Genomic DNA, 13,481 nt, shown 5'->3' with positions numbered 1-13,481 from the left:
CAACGGCCCCGGCATGTCCGGGGCCGCATTCTTTTGCAAAGGACATTGCCATGAAACTGATGACATCGATGGCCGCGCTGCTGGCGTTGGCCGCCCCCACCTTGGCCCAGGACGCCCCCGAGCCGACGCGCGAGGAACGCCAGGCCCAGTCCCGCGTGACCGAGATCGCGGGCCCCGAGCCGCGGCTGGTCCAGACCCCCGAGGGCGAGCCGCCGTCGGACGCCGTCGTGCTGTTCGACGGGACGAACCTGGACGGGTGGGAATCCGTGAACGGCGGCGCCGCCGAGTGGGTTGTCGAGGATGGCGCGATGCGCGTCGCGCGCGGATCGGGCGACATCCGCACCACGGAGAGCTTCTGCGACGTTCAGCTGCATGTCGAATGGCGCTCTCCGCCGAACAACGAGGGGCATGACAGCCAGGACCGCGGCAACAGCGGCATCTTCCTGCAGAGCCGTTACGAGGTGCAGGTCCTGGACAGCTTCGAGAACCCGACCTATGCGAACGGGCAGGCGGGGTCGATCTACAAGCAGCATCTGCCGCTGGTGAACGCCTCGCGCGCACCCGAAGAATGGCAGACCTACGACATCATCTTCCAGGCGCCGATCTTTTCGGACGAAGGCGCGCTGCGCCGTCCGGCCCATATCACCGTCCTGCACAACGGCGTTGTGGTGCAGAACCACGCCCAGATCCAGGGTGTGACCGAATGGATCGGCTATCCGGCCTACGAGGCGCATGACTGCGCGCCGATCCAGCTGCAGGACCATGACGCGGATGTCAGCTTCCGCAACATCTGGGTCCGCCCGATGTGATCCGGCCGGGTCCGCCCCCTGCGGCGGGCCCCGGCATCGCCACCCGGCATCGCGACACGGAAAAAGGGGCCGCGACGATGTCGCGGCCCCAGTCAACCTGTCCGGCAGGGAGGGTTCAGCGCGTGGCGCTGTCCGGCAGGTTTTCCGTCAGGAAGGTGGCACCGGTTATCACGACCTCGGCGGCGTCCAAGGGCTGGTCATGCTCGATGATGTACCACTGCGCGCCGGCCTCCTCGGCGGCGGGCAGGATCGCAGCCCAGTCCAGCGTGCCTTCGCCAAGCGCCTTGAAGCCCCGCTCGTCCTCGGCCTCGCCCTCGGGGGCGTTGTCCTTGGCGTGGATCGCAAAGACGCGGTCGTCGAAACGGCCCAGATACTCGACCGGGTCCAACCCGCCGCGCGCGACCCATGCCAGGTCCAGCTCGGCCATGACGTCCTCGCCCGCGGCCTCCATCATGATCTCCAGCGCGGTGCGGCCGTCGAACTCGACCATCTCGAAATCGTGGTTGTGATAGGCCAGCGTCATGTCCGCCGCCTCCAGCGTCTCGCTGAGCGCGGCCAGCTCCTCGCCCAGGGCGGTCCAGCCGGCGGCATCCGCAGGGCGGTCCTCCTCGGCCAGATAGGGGACGGTGATGACGTCGTTGCCGATCGCCTTGTTGAAATCGATCACCGCCTGCGCGTCGGCGCGCAGATCGGCCAGCTGGGCATGGGTCGAGATCGCCTCGATCCCGTACTCCTGCAGCTTGGCCGACAGGTCCTCGGCGGTGCTGTCCTGCATGCCGACGGTCTCCACCGCGGTCACGCCCGCCGCCTGGACGGCGGCCAGCTGTTCATCCAGCGTGCCGTGGTCGCGCAGCGTATACATCTGGACCGCGATGGGCAGGTCGGACGTGGCCGCATCCTGGGCCATCGCCATCGGTGCCACCAGCGTGGCCAGTCCACCGATCAAGGCGGTTCTTGCAAATGTCATGATCTTCTCCTCTGGTCCCCGCTCCTCCGGGGGTTGTCCACAGATGTAATGGATTTCATTCCGTCTGAAAAGGATTACATTCACACAGGCCCGGCTTTTTGCTGCCCGGATCGGCACCCTGCCGCCGCAATGCTTGCGCTGAGCGCCGTTTCGCCCTAGGCCCCCGCTGCGCCAACCAGAGGACATCATGGCCCAAAACGACCTGGAAGCCCGACATCTCGATACGCTGGACCGCGACCTGGGGCGGTTCTCGGCGCTGGAAAACGCCACCGCCTATGTCGCGCGCCCGCTGGTCGCGCCGGGCGTCGCGCTGGCCTTCGTGCTGCTGGCCGGGCTGGGGGCGATGGTCGCCTTCGGACAGACCGACAACACGCTGATCGTCGTGGTCGCGGCGATCTTCGGCGCCTACATGGCGCTGAACATCGGCGCCAACGACGTGGCCAACAACATGGGCCCGGCGGTCGGCGCGAATGCGCTGACCATGGGGGGCGCCATCGCCATCGCCGCCGTGTTCGAGACCGCGGGCGCCCTGATCGCGGGCGGCGACGTGGTCAGCACCATCTCTCGCGGGATCATCGATCCGCAGACGATCGGGACCGACGGCATCTTCGTCTGGGCGATGATGGCGGCGCTGCTGTCATCGGCGCTGTGGGTGAACCTGGCGACCTGGATCGGCGCGCCGGTCTCCACCACCCATTCTATCGTCGGCGGCGTGATGGGCGCGGGCATCGCCGCGGCCGGGTTCGGCGCGGTCAACTGGCCCACGATGGCGACCATTGCGGCCAGCTGGGTGATCTCTCCGGTGCTGGGCGGGCTGATCGCCGCGGCCTTCCTGTGGTTCATCAAGGCGCGCATCATCTATCGCGACGACAAGATCGCGGCCGCGCGCGTCTGGGTGCCGGTCCTGATCGGCATCATGGCGGGTGCGTTCGCGGCCTATCTGGCGCTGAAGGGTCTAAGCCGCATCGTCGACGTGACCTTCTCCGGGGCGCTGATGATCGGCGCGGTGCTGGGCCTGGTCTGCTGGGTCGTCATGATCCCGGTGATCCGCCGCCAGTCGCGCGGGCTGGAGAACCGCAACAAGTCGCTCAAGGTGCTGTTCGGCATCCCGCTGGTCGTGTCGGCCGCGCTGCTGTCCTTTGCGCATGGTGCCAATGACGTGGCCAATGCCGTCGGGCCGCTGGCCGCCATCGTGCAGGCCCTGGGATCGGGCGGCACGGCCGAGGCCGTGGCGATCCCGCTTTGGGTGATGCTGATCGGGGCGTTCGGCCTGTCCTTTGGCCTGTTCCTGTTCGGACCCAAGCTGATCCGCATGGTCGGCAGCCAGATCACCAAGCTGAACCCGATGCGTGCCTATTGCGTGTCGCTGTCGGCGGCGCTGACGGTGATCCTGGCCAGCTGGCTGGGTCTGCCGGTCAGTTCGACCCACATCGCGGTCGGTGCGATCTTCGGGGTGGGCTTCTTTCGCGAATGGGACGCGGCCCGCCGCGCCCGCGCCGTGCAGGGTCAGGCCCCCGAACGCCCCCGCACCGCCCCCGAGGAGCGTCGCCGCCGCAAGCTGGTGCGCCGGTCGCATGTGCTGACCATCGGCGCGGCCTGGGTGGTCACGGTTCCGGCGGCGGCGGCCCTGTCGGGGGCGCTGTTCTGGGCGCTGCGGGCGATCGGCGGCTAGACGCCGCAGGCCGCCAGCCAGCGGCGGATCGCGTCAAGGGCAGGGGCCTCGTCCAACCAGGGGATATGGGCGCGGCCCGGCACCTCGGCCAGGATCAGGTCCGGGCGCATGTCCTTCATGCGCGCGGCCACCGCAGGCGACAGAAGGTCCGAATTCGCCCCCCGGATCAGTGCGACCGGCAAGCCGGCCGTCGCCTGCCACAACGGCCACAGATCGACCGGATCGCCCTGGAACGCGGCCAGGAACGCCTCTCGCAGGGCGGGGTCATAGGTGATGCGCAACCCCTCCGGCGTTTCGTGGTAATGGCGGCGCACGTCCTCCAGCCAGCGTCCCGGCGGCACGTCGGCAAAGCCCGGCATCAGCCCGGGCAGGCGCGCCGCCAGTTCGGAATGGCTGGCAGCCGCGGGATTGCGCCCGACATAGTCGAAGATCCGCTCCAGCCCGGCGCGCGCGATCTCGGGGCCGACATCGTTCAGGCACAGGCCCGACAGGCGGTCATGCGCGGTCGCGGCCAGCACCATGCCGACCAGGCCGCCGCGCGACGTGCCCAGCACCGCGGCACGGTCGATCCCCAAATGATCCAGCAGGTCGATCGCATCGCGCGCCTCGCGCGGGACGGTATAGGTTTCGGCTCCGGTCCATTCGGACGCGCCGCGGCCGCGGTAATCCATGCGGATCAGGCGTACCCCGGTCAGGTGCGGCGCAACATAGTCGAAATCGGACATGCTGCGGGTCAGGCCCGCCAGGCACATGACGGGCAGGCCGGTCCCCTGGTCGGAAAAGGCGATGCGCGCCCCGTCACCCGCCGTGAAAACCGCCATGCCGCCGCCCCCCTGTCGTGATCGCCGCTACAGGTTCTCGCTCTGCGGCATGCCCAGCACATGATAGCCGCCATCGACCATCACGATCTCTCCGGTGGTGCAGGCGCCCCAGTCGGACAGCAGCCAGACGGCGGTGCCGCCGATGGATTCCAACGTGGCATTGGCGCGCAGGGGCGCATTGGCCTCCGTGTGGCGGAAGGTCTTGCGAGCGCCGCCGATGGCCGCGCCTGCCAGCGTCTTCATCGGGCCGGGGCTGATCGCGTTCACACGGATGCCGTCGGGGCCAAGGTCGTTGGCCAGATAGCGCACGCTGCTTTCCAGCGCCGCCTTGGCCACGCCCATGACATTGTAGAAGGGCGTCACGCGGTTCGACCCGCCATAGGTCAGGGTGATGATCGACCCGCCATCCGCCATCAGCGGATGGGCGCGCCGCGCCAGCTCGATCAGGGAATAGCAGCTGATGTCTAGGCTGTGCTTGAAATTGGCGCGGCTGGTGTTCATAAACCGGCCCGTCAGTTCATCCTTGTTCGAGAACGCCACCGCGTGGATCAGGAAGTCCAACGACCCCCACCGATCGGCCAGCGTCGCAAAGGCCGCGTCCAGCGACGCGTCGTCCGTCACGTCCACATCCACCAGCAGGTCCGATCCGACCGAGGCGGCCAGCGGTTCCACCCGCTTGCCGAACGCCTCGCCCTGATAGCTGAACGCCAGCTCTGCCCCCTGGTCGGCCAGCGCGCGCGCAATGCCCCAGGCAATGGACCGCTCGTTGGCGACCCCCATCACAAGCCCACGCTTGCCCTTCAGAAGATCGCCCATGCGTTGGTCCTTTGCGTCAGTCCTGATAGCGCGACATCAGCAGGGTGGCATTCGTGCCGCCAAAGCCGAAGCTGTTCGACAGGACCGAATCCAACCCGGCGTTGTCCACGCGGCTGGTTGCAATCTCGCCCGGTTGAATCTCGGGGTCCAGCGTCGTCACGTTCGCGGATGCGGCGATGAAGTCATTCTGCAACATCAACAGGCTGTAGATCGCCTCGTGCACGCCGGTTGCGCCAAGCGAATGCCCGGTCAGCGACTTGGTCGAGCTGACGGGCGGGGTCGAACCCTCGCCCCAGATGCGGCGGATGGCCTTGATCTCTCCCAGATCGCCGACCGGGGTCGAGGTGCCATGCGCGTTGATATAGCTGACCTTGCGACCCTCGGGCAGGGTGGCCATGGCCACGCGCATCGCGCGCTCGCCGCCCTCGCCGGACGGGGCGACCATGTCGTAACCGTCGCTGGTGGCACCGTAACCGGTGACCTCGGCATAGATCTTGGCGCCGCGCGCCAGGGCGTGCGACAGCTCCTCCAGCACGACGACGCCGCCGCCGCCCGCGATCACGAACCCGTCGCGGGTCGCGTCATAGGGGCGCGATGCGGTCGCGGGCGTGTCGTTGTATTTCGACGACATCGCACCCATCGCGTCGAAGAGGCACGACAGCGTCCAGTCCAGTTCCTCGCCGCCGCCGGCAAAGACGATGTCCTGCTTGCCCATCTGGATCTGCTCGACCCCGTTGCCGATGCAATGCGCGGAGGTCGCGCAGGCCGAGGTGATGGAATAGTTCACGCCCTTGATCTTGAAGGGCGTCGCCAGACAAGCCGAATTGGTGGACGACATGCAGCGGGTGACCATGAACGGGCCCATGCGCTTGGGGCTGCCCTTTTCGATCACCGTCTGGTGCGCCTGGAAGAAATTCGACGTGGACGGGCCGCCCGATCCCATGATCAGGCCGGTCCGCGGGTTCGAGACGTCGCCTTCCTCAAGCCCGCTGTCGGCGATGGCCTGTTCCATGGCCAGGAAGTTGTAGGCCGCGCCCGGACCCATGAAGCGCAGGTTGCGCTTGTCGATATGGTCCTCCAGCACGATCTGCGGCATGCCGTGGACTTGGCTGCGAAAGCCGTGTTCGGCGTATTCGGGGGCCGCGACGATGCCCGACTTGCCCGCGCGCAGGCTTTCGGTGACTTCATCGGCGTTGTTGCCGATGGGGGATACGATGCCAAGCCCGGTGATGACGACACGACGCATGGGGGCCTCCTTGAAATGGTGGGGTCAGCTGGCCGACAGGGCCACTTTCATGTCCTTGACCTGATAGATCAGCTCTCCGTCGGCCTCGACCCGGCCGTCGGCGACGCCCATGGTCAGGCGGCGGGTCTGGATGGCCTTGGTGAAATCGACGGTATAGCGCAACAGCTTGCGATCGGGGCGGACCATGCCGGTCAGCTTGACCTCTCCGACGCCCAGGGCATAGCCGCGACCCTGCCAGCCGCGCCAGCCCAGGTTGAAGCCGGTCAGCTGCCACAGCCCGTCCAGGCCCAGGCAGCCGGGCATGATCGGATTGCCGGGAAAGTGGCAGCCGAAGAACCACAGGTCGGGCGTGATGTCGAATTCGGCGACGATATGGCCCTTGCCATGCGCGCCGCCGTCCTCGGACACGTCGGTGATGCGGTCCATCATCAGCATGGGCGGTTCGGGCAGCTGGGCATTTCCGGGGCCGAACAGTTCTCCGCGCGCGCAGGCAAGCAGGTCGTCGCGGTCGAAGCTGGTCTGGGTCAATGCCATCCGGGTCATGCCTTCATCTGTGCAGCCCCTGCGGGCCGGTCGGTTTTTCAGGTTGCCGCAGGGTCTATCATCCGGGGCAAGACCCGCGCAAGGGCAAGCCGCAGCCGTCTAGAACCACTGTCCCGGCTCCATCAGGCCCAGGTCCATCAGCTGCTGGCTGGTCCAGTCGAAGCGGTGCGAATTGCGCCAGGTCATGTCGCGGACCTGTTCGCGCGATCCGGGATTGCGTACCAGCGCCTTGGCGACCCGAAAGGACGCCACCGCGGCCGTCAGGTTGTGGTGCCAGGGACAGGAGTAGGTGTTGTACTCCTCGATCGAGAAGCGGTGGTCGGCGGTCACCGTCAGGCCGGGGGCGGCGCGGAACAGCGCGATGCGGTCGATGCGGCGACGGTCTGCCGGCAGGAACTCCTCATAGCGCCAGCGCAGGCCGCCATGAAAGTCCAGCTGGCGTTCGCGGATCTGGCCGTCCGTGCCGCGACGGCCCAGGGCATAGTATCCCGTCCGGTCGAACAGCGCCCCGTCAAGATCGACCGCGTCGGGGCAGGCCCGCAGATCACCCGCATAAAGATCGATCACATAGGACAGCATCGCGGCGCGCCGTTCCTCGGTGTGAAAGGCCAGCATCTCTCCGACGCTTCGGGTCTCGCAGAAGGGATAGAACAGGAACTCGGCGTTGAAGCCGTAGTAAAGCCAGGTGCCGGTCGGCACGGCGCGGATCACCGCGTTCACCGCCTGGACATGGGCCGCGGGCCTGCGCGGGTCGTAACGCAGCTGCGTCACCTGCGCGGCCATCGCGTCGGGCAGATCCTGCGGCTGGTCCGACATCAGCAGGATGTGGCGAAAGCCCCGGTCCAGATGATGGCGCAGCGTCGCCGCGACGGCCGTGTCGTCTTCGACCAGGATCACGGCAAGCGGTCCGCGGGCCAGGACGGCGGGCCGCCCGGCCAGGAACGGCGCCATGTCCCGGATCGGCAGGACCGTCATCAGCGCATGACCGCCTTGACCTGCTCCAGCGCGGCGGCCAGCAGGGCGGGGTCGCCCTCTGCCTGCGACACCAGCTGCTTGAGCGTCTGCTTCTGCGTGTCGGGGATGGCGGCGCCGTCGATGATGCTGTCGACCTGGGCGCGATCGAAGCCCTCGGGGGTCAGCAGCGCCTCGATCCGGGCGGCGACGGTGGCGGCATCGGCCGTCTCGGCGGCGGCCTCTGCCGCGTCCTGCGCGGCGCTGGCGGCCTCCTGCGCGGCCGCGTCGGCGGTCAGGCCGGTGACGCCCGCGGTGGCGCCCGCGGCGGCGGCCGCGGCCCGGTCGGCGGCGTCCAGCGCGGCCTCGGCCGCAGCTTCGGCGGCGTCCGCCGCGTCGCTGGCGGGGGCGGCGCCGGTGTCGTTCGATGCGGCGACGGCCTCGGCCGCGGCATCGGCGGCGATGGCGGCGGCGTCGGCGGCCGCATCGGCTGCGGCATTGGCCGCATCCTGGCTGTCCGTCGCCTCTGTCGCGGGGGCCTCGTCCGCGGTTTCCGCGGCGGTCTGTGCGGCGTCGGCGGCATCGTCGGCCAGGCGCGCGGCGTCGCCCGCGACGGTGTCGGGGGCCGCGGTCGGGGCCTCGGGGGCCTGGGCCATTTCAACGGGTTCGTCGGTGCGGCCTTGCATCAGGTATGACGCGCCCCCCGCGGCCAGAACCAGAATCACGACGATGGGCAACAGTTTCGGCATCATGGACCCCTGATGTTCACGGCATTTGCACACTCTATGACACAGCCCCCCGCGCCGGAAAAGCGCCGCACCCCCCGATTGCCCCTGGATCGGGTCGCCGCAGGGCCGAATTGCGCCCCGTCCTGATCAATTCCGGTTGAATAATGACGCGGTTGCCCTTATTTTCCTGTCACTTCGCATTGGCCATAAAAGGAGCAACGCCATAGCCCGCCGCCCGCATAACGCACCGCCCCAACGTGACACCGGTCCCCGCACCAACGAACGCATCCGCGTGTCCGAAATTCGCCTGATCGGTCCCGAAGGGGAAAACATCGGCGTCGTGCCGCCGTCGGTCGGCATGCAGATGGCACAGGATGCCGGGCTGGATCTGGTCGAGATTTCGCCGAACGCGGCCCCCCCGGTTTGCAAGGTCATGGACCTCGGCAAGTACAAGTACGAGATGCAGAAACGCGAGGCCGAGGCCCGCAAGAAGCAGAAGGTCATCGAGGTCAAGGAGATCAAGTTCCGTCCGGGAACCGATACCCACGACTATGATGTCAAGATGCGCAGCGTGCTGAAGTTCCTGGAAGGTGGCGACAAGGTCAAGGTGACCCTGCGCTTCCGCGGCCGCGAGATGGCCCACCAGGATCTTGGCCTGGAACTGCTGCACCGCGTCCGCGACGACGTCGGAGAGGCCGGCAAGGTCGAGACCATGCCCAAGCTGGAAGGTCGCCAGATGGTGATGATGATCGCTCCGCGCTGATCCATCCCGCCTGCGACATGCTGAAAGGCCGTGCGGCATTGCCGCGCGGCCTTTTGCGTTGCATGGATAGGGGCATGACCCACCAGCCTGTCCTGCGCGTGATGCGCCTTCCCGATGCCGACCCCACCCTTCCGCTGCCGTCCTATCAGACGGCGGGGGCGGCGGGGGCCGACCTGTGCGCCAACCTGGCCCCCGCGGACCGGCTGCAGGGGGTGACCCTGCCGCCGATGGGCCGCGCGCTGATCCCCACCGGGCTGGCCCTGGCCATCCCGCAGGGGTGGGAGGTCCAGGTCCGCCCCCGGTCCGGGCTGGCCCTGAAGCACGGCCTGACCCTGCCCAACAGCCCCGGCACCATCGACTGCGACTATCGCGGCCCCCTGGGGGTGATCGTGCTGAACCTGGGCGATGCGCCGTTCACCATCCGCCACGGCGACCGGATCGCCCAGATGGTCGTGGCCCCCGCGCCGCAGACTCGGTTCGAACTGGTCGACGCGCTGGACGACACCGCGCGCGGGCAGGGCGGGTTCGGTTCCACCGGGGGGGCGGGGCTGTGACCGGCGTCTTCCTGATCGTGATGCTGCTGATTTTGGGCCGGGTGCTGCATCTGCCACGCCAAGTGGTGCTGCTGATGGTAGGGATCCTATGGGTCGGCATGCTGTCGCTGCAGGTGATCGCGCCGGGCAGCGGTGCCGCCGCCGCCCTTGGTGGCAGCGCAGCGGGCTGGCTGGTTCTGGGCGCGGTGGTGATGCTGGTCATCGGCTATCGCCGGCTGCTGGCGCGACTGCGCGTTCAGGCCACGCCCGCGCCCGCGCCCGTGACCCGCGATGCTGGGCTGTCGGACGCAGAGCTGGACCGCTATGCCCGCCATCTGGTCCTGCACCAGATCGGCGGTGCGGGTCAGATGCGGCTGAAGGGCGCCCGGGTGCTGGTCGTCGGGGCAGGGGGGCTGGGCTCGCCCGTCTGCCTGTACCTGGCTGCAGCCGGGGTGGGGCGGATCACGCTGGCCGATGACGACACGGTCAGCCTGTCCAACCTGCAGCGCCAGGTGATCTTTCGCGACGATCTGCGCGGCGAACCCAAGGCTTATGCCGCGGCCGAGGCGATGCTGCGGCTGAACCCGCATCTGGACGTGACGCCCCTGATCCGCCGCATCACCGAAGGCGACAGCGACCTGATCGCGGGACATGATCTGGTCATCGACGGCACCGACAGTTTCGCGGGCCGCGCCGCGATCAACCGGGCCTGCGTGGCGGCGGGCGTGCCCCTGCTGTCGGGCGCCATCGGCCAATGGGAGGGGCAGGTGACCTTGTTCGACCCGGCCCGCGGCGGGCCCTGCATGGCCTGCCTGTTCCCCGTGGCTCCCGAACGCGACGCCCCCTGCGCCGACGCGGGGGTGGTCGGCGCGCTGCCCGGCGTGATCGGCAGCCTGATGGCGCTGGAGGCGATCAAGCACCTGACCGGCGCGGGACAGGGCCTGCGCGGCAGGATGATGCTGTTCGACGGGCTCTATGGCGAAACCAGGACGATCGCCTGCGCGCAGGACCCGGCCTGTCCGGTCTGCGGGGCGCAATCGGCGCTGGAACCCGGCGCTGCGCAACCCTAGGCTGCCTGTCGACGACAGGAGGTCTTGATGAACCCGCAACTGACCCGCTGGACCGGCCCCGAAGGCCTGCCGCGTTTCGACCTGATCCACGACACGGATTTCGCCCCCGCCTTCGATCAGGCGCTGGCCGCGGCCGAAGCCGCGAACGAGGCGATCGCCGCCAACCCCGACGCGCCCGACTTTGCCAACACCATTGCGGCGATGGAGACCGCGGATGAGGATCTGAACCGCGTCCTTTCGGTGTTCTACACCTTGGCCGGGGTCGATTCGAACGACGCGCGCCAGGCGCTGCAGCGTGATTTCGCCCCCAGGCTTGCCGAATACGGCAGCCGGATCAGCATGGATCCGCGTCTGTACGCCCGCGTGCGCGCCGTGGCGGCCGCCGCCGACGGCCTGTCGCCCGAGGATCGGCGCATAACCGAACTGGCGCTGCGCGACTTTACGCGGGCCGGGGCGGGCCTGGACGAGGCGGGCCGCGCCCGCATGGCCCAGATCCGCGCCCGGCTGGCCGTGCTGACCACCGAGTTCACCCAGAACGTGCTGACGGACGAACGCGATTATGTCCTGTCCGTGGTCGACGATGCCCTGGCGGGTCTGCCAGACTGGCTGGTCCGTGCCATGCGGGCGGCGGCGCGCGAACGCGGCATGACGGGACAGGTGGTGACGCTGAACCGTTCGTTGATCGTACCCTTCCTGGAACATGCGCAGGACCGCGCGTTGCGCGAGACGGCGTTCCGGGCCTGGACCGCGCGCGGGTCGGGGTCGGGGGCAGGCGGCGCGGCGACCGACAACCTGCCGCTGGTCTCCGAGATCCTGGCCCTGCGCCATGAGCGCGCGCAGCTGTTGGGCTATGCCGATTTCGCCAGCTACAAGCTGGAGACGCAGATGGCGGCGACGCCCGACCGCGTGCGCGACCTGCTGTCCCAGGTCTGGACCGCGGCGCGCGCTCGCGCGCTGTCCGATCAGCAAGTGCTGGGCCAAATGCTGCACGAGGACGGTGTCAACGGTCCGCTGGAGGCTTGGGACTGGCGCCTCTATGCCGAACGGCATCGCGCCCGCGCGCATGATTTCGACGCCGATGACGTGGCCCCCTATCTGACGCTGGACGCGATGCTGGGTGCTGTCTTCGACGTGGCGCATCGCCTGTTCGGGCTGGAGTTCCAGCCGCTGGAGGCGCCGCTCTGGGCGCCCGACGTGCGCGCCTGGCGGATCACCCGCGACGGTCAGCTGATGGCCGTCTTTGTGGGCGACTATTTCGCGCGGCCGTCCAAGCGGTCGGGGGCGTGGTGTTCGGCCTTGCAGATGCAGCACAAGATCGGTGACGGTCAGAGGCCGATCGTGGTCAACGTCTGCAACTTCACCCCGCCGGACCAGCCGGGTGGGCCGGCCTTCCTGTCCTGGGACGATGCGCGCACGCTGTTCCACGAATTCGGCCACGCGACGCATCACATCCTGTCGGACGTGACCTGGCCCTCGATCTCGGGAACATCGGTCGCGCAGGATTTCGTGGAGCTGCCCAGCCAGCTTTATGAACACTGGCTGGAGCAGCCCGCGGTGCTGGACGCCCATGCGCGCCACCATGGGACCGGTGATGTCCTGCCAGCCGACCTGCGCGACCGGATGCTGGCGGCGGGCAAGGCCGGGGCAGGGTTCTCGACCGTGGAATATCTGGAGAGCGCGCTGGTGGACCTGGCCTTCCATGAGGGTGCGCCGGCATCCGACCCGATGGCACGGCAGGCCGAGGTGCTGACGGGGCTGGAGGCGCCGGACGCCATCCCCATGCGTCATGCGACGCCGCATTTCGCGCATGTCTTTGCGGGCGACAGCTATGCGGCGGGCTATTACAGCTACATGTGGTCCGAGGTGATGGACGCGGATGCCTTTGCGGCCTTCGCCGAGACGGGCGACATCTTCGACCCCGCAACGGCGCGGCGGCTGGAAGAGACGATCCTGTCCAAGGGCGGGTCTGCCCCGGCGGATCAGCTGTGGATGGCCTTTCGGGGCCGCATGCCGGGCGTCGATGCCCTGCTGAAAGGGCGCGGGCTGGACTGAGGCCCGCGCGACAGGAAGAAGGAGAAGACCCATGACCCCCATCCTGCCCGCCGCCCTGATGGCGGCGCTGGCCCTCGCGGCCTGCAAGACCGAGACCGGCGGCGGCGCCGTGCCGCCCCCCGCGCAAGGCGGCGCGGCGCTGGTCGACGGGACCTATGATCTGCGGGCCGAGGCCTGCGGGGATCCGGCCTCGGAGACGCGGCTGACGCTGGCGGGGGAAAGCTGGCGGTTCTACGAGGCACGCTGCACGCGCAGTGCTGTGGGGGCGGACGGGGCGATGACGCTGAGCTGTTCCAGCGAGGGCATGACGGACACGCGTGCCGTCAGCGCCACGATGGAGGGGGCGGTGCTGCGCCTGACTGATGCGGGGGGCACGCGCCTTTACCAGCGCTGTGACGGTTGAGGGTGTGACAGGCCGGGGCGGGGATGCCGACCGATGGTCGGCGTGCTGCCGCCCGGGCCTGAGGCGCCGCTGACGCGGCGCGGTCGTGCCGGGCCGGGGCGGCGTTC

14 protein-coding genes are annotated in these 13,481 nt (G+C 68.8%); 7 read left to right on the top strand and 7 right to left on the bottom strand.

What is annotated here, in order from left to right:
* Positions 1–50 precede the first annotated feature (50 nt).
* A complete protein-coding gene (locus tag LZ686_RS03345; RefSeq protein WP_045998790.1) occupies positions 51–809 on the top strand; it encodes a 3-keto-disaccharide hydrolase in 759 nt (252 codons plus the stop codon).
* A gap of 115 nt (positions 810–924) precedes the next feature.
* Here LZ686_RS03345 and LZ686_RS03340 read toward each other — a convergent pair whose 3' ends face one another.
* Complete coding sequence (locus LZ686_RS03340; protein WP_349546976.1) at positions 925–1,776, bottom strand: sugar phosphate isomerase/epimerase family protein; 852 nt, start codon at positions 1,774–1,776, stop codon at positions 925–927.
* Positions 1,777–1,963: 187 nt separating this feature from the next.
* Here LZ686_RS03340 and LZ686_RS03335 point away from each other — a divergent pair, with 187 nt between their 5' ends.
* Positions 1,964–3,448, top strand: coding sequence for an inorganic phosphate transporter (locus LZ686_RS03335; RefSeq protein ID WP_127898899.1), 1,485 nt, complete (start codon positions 1,964–1,966; stop codon positions 3,446–3,448).
* Here LZ686_RS03335 and LZ686_RS03330 read toward each other — a convergent pair.
* The 6 genes from LZ686_RS03330 to LZ686_RS03305 form a co-directional block, all read right to left on the bottom strand.
* Complete coding sequence (locus tag LZ686_RS03330) at positions 3,445–4,269, bottom strand: alpha/beta fold hydrolase (RefSeq protein WP_349546975.1); 825 nt, start codon at positions 4,267–4,269, stop codon at positions 3,445–3,447. The two genes, LZ686_RS03335 and LZ686_RS03330, sit on opposite strands and share 4 nt — an antisense overlap.
* Before the next feature lie 27 nt (positions 4,270–4,296).
* Complete coding sequence (locus tag LZ686_RS03325) at positions 4,297–5,085, bottom strand: enoyl-ACP reductase FabI (RefSeq protein ID WP_349546974.1); 789 nt, start codon at positions 5,083–5,085, stop codon at positions 4,297–4,299.
* Between the two features lie 16 nt (positions 5,086–5,101).
* Complete coding sequence (gene fabB / locus LZ686_RS03320; protein ID WP_349546973.1) at positions 5,102–6,331, bottom strand: beta-ketoacyl-ACP synthase I; 1,230 nt, start codon at positions 6,329–6,331, stop codon at positions 5,102–5,104.
* A 24-nt stretch (positions 6,332–6,355) separates the two neighbouring features.
* Complete coding sequence (gene fabA / locus LZ686_RS03315; protein WP_349547119.1) at positions 6,356–6,865, bottom strand: bifunctional 3-hydroxydecanoyl-ACP dehydratase/trans-2-decenoyl-ACP isomerase; 510 nt, start codon at positions 6,863–6,865, stop codon at positions 6,356–6,358.
* Positions 6,866–6,973: 108 nt separating this feature from the next.
* A complete protein-coding gene (locus LZ686_RS03310; RefSeq protein WP_371706146.1) occupies positions 6,974–7,840 on the bottom strand; it encodes a glycosyltransferase family protein in 867 nt (288 codons plus the stop codon).
* Between the two features lie 8 nt (positions 7,841–7,848).
* Positions 7,849–8,574: a hypothetical protein gene (locus LZ686_RS03305; RefSeq protein ID WP_148912067.1), complete on the bottom strand. Its 726-nt coding sequence runs from the start codon at positions 8,572–8,574 to the stop codon at positions 7,849–7,851.
* A gap of 160 nt (positions 8,575–8,734) precedes the next feature.
* Here LZ686_RS03305 and infC point away from each other — a divergent pair, with 160 nt between their 5' ends.
* The 5 genes from infC to LZ686_RS03280 all read left to right on the top strand — a co-directional run bounded on the left by infC (position 8,735) and on the right by LZ686_RS03280 (position 13,374).
* Positions 8,735–9,316 carry a translation initiation factor IF-3 gene (infC, locus tag LZ686_RS03300; protein ID WP_425277555.1) on the top strand — a complete coding sequence of 194 codons (582 nt, stop codon included), beginning with the start codon at positions 8,735–8,737 and terminating at the stop codon, positions 9,314–9,316.
* 74 nt (positions 9,317–9,390) lie between these two features.
* Positions 9,391–9,870, top strand: coding sequence for a dUTP diphosphatase (gene dut, locus LZ686_RS03295; RefSeq protein WP_349546972.1), 480 nt, complete (start codon positions 9,391–9,393; stop codon positions 9,868–9,870).
* A 20-nt stretch (positions 9,871–9,890) separates the two neighbouring features.
* A complete protein-coding gene (locus LZ686_RS03290) occupies positions 9,891–10,919 on the top strand; it encodes a HesA/MoeB/ThiF family protein (RefSeq protein WP_349547118.1) in 1,029 nt (342 codons plus the stop codon).
* Between the two features lie 27 nt (positions 10,920–10,946).
* Positions 10,947–12,971, top strand: coding sequence for a M3 family metallopeptidase (locus LZ686_RS03285; RefSeq protein ID WP_349546971.1), 2,025 nt, complete (start codon positions 10,947–10,949; stop codon positions 12,969–12,971).
* A gap of 31 nt (positions 12,972–13,002) precedes the next feature.
* Complete coding sequence (locus LZ686_RS03280; RefSeq protein ID WP_127898890.1) at positions 13,003–13,374, top strand: hypothetical protein; 372 nt, start codon at positions 13,003–13,005, stop codon at positions 13,372–13,374.
* Positions 13,375–13,481: the final 107 nt, after the last annotated feature.

The sequence above is a fragment of the Paracoccus sp. NFXS7 genome (assembly GCF_040148865.1).
GTDB classification, from domain to species: domain Bacteria; phylum Pseudomonadota; class Alphaproteobacteria; order Rhodobacterales; family Rhodobacteraceae; genus Paracoccus; species Paracoccus marcusii.
Note: the sequence above shows the minus strand (reverse complement) of the source record. Positions and strands in the feature narration are given on the sequence as shown.

Coding starts and splice junctions, on each gene's coding strand:
- LZ686_RS03335 (WP_127898899.1), top strand. CDS start 1,964: ATGGCCCAAAACGACCTGGAAGCCCGACATCTCGATACGCTGGACCGC.
- dut (WP_349546972.1), top strand. CDS start 9,391: ATGACCCACCAGCCTGTCCTGCGCGTGATGCGCCTTCCCGATGCCGAC.
- fabA (WP_349547119.1), bottom strand. CDS start 6,865: ATGGCATTGACCCAGACCAGCTTCGACCGCGACGACCTGCTTGCCTGC.
- fabB (WP_349546973.1), bottom strand. CDS start 6,331: ATGCGTCGTGTCGTCATCACCGGGCTTGGCATCGTATCCCCCATCGGC.
- LZ686_RS03290 (WP_349547118.1), top strand. CDS start 9,891: ATGCTGCTGATTTTGGGCCGGGTGCTGCATCTGCCACGCCAAGTGGTG.
- LZ686_RS03280 (WP_127898890.1), top strand. CDS start 13,003: ATGACCCCCATCCTGCCCGCCGCCCTGATGGCGGCGCTGGCCCTCGCG.
- LZ686_RS03330 (WP_349546975.1), bottom strand. CDS start 4,269: ATGGCGGTTTTCACGGCGGGTGACGGGGCGCGCATCGCCTTTTCCGAC.
- LZ686_RS03345 (WP_045998790.1), top strand. CDS start 51: ATGAAACTGATGACATCGATGGCCGCGCTGCTGGCGTTGGCCGCCCCC.
- LZ686_RS03305 (WP_148912067.1), bottom strand. CDS start 8,574: ATGCCGAAACTGTTGCCCATCGTCGTGATTCTGGTTCTGGCCGCGGGG.
- LZ686_RS03285 (WP_349546971.1), top strand. CDS start 10,947: ATGAACCCGCAACTGACCCGCTGGACCGGCCCCGAAGGCCTGCCGCGT.
- LZ686_RS03340 (WP_349546976.1), bottom strand. CDS start 1,776: ATGACATTTGCAAGAACCGCCTTGATCGGTGGACTGGCCACGCTGGTG.
- LZ686_RS03325 (WP_349546974.1), bottom strand. CDS start 5,085: ATGGGCGATCTTCTGAAGGGCAAGCGTGGGCTTGTGATGGGGGTCGCC.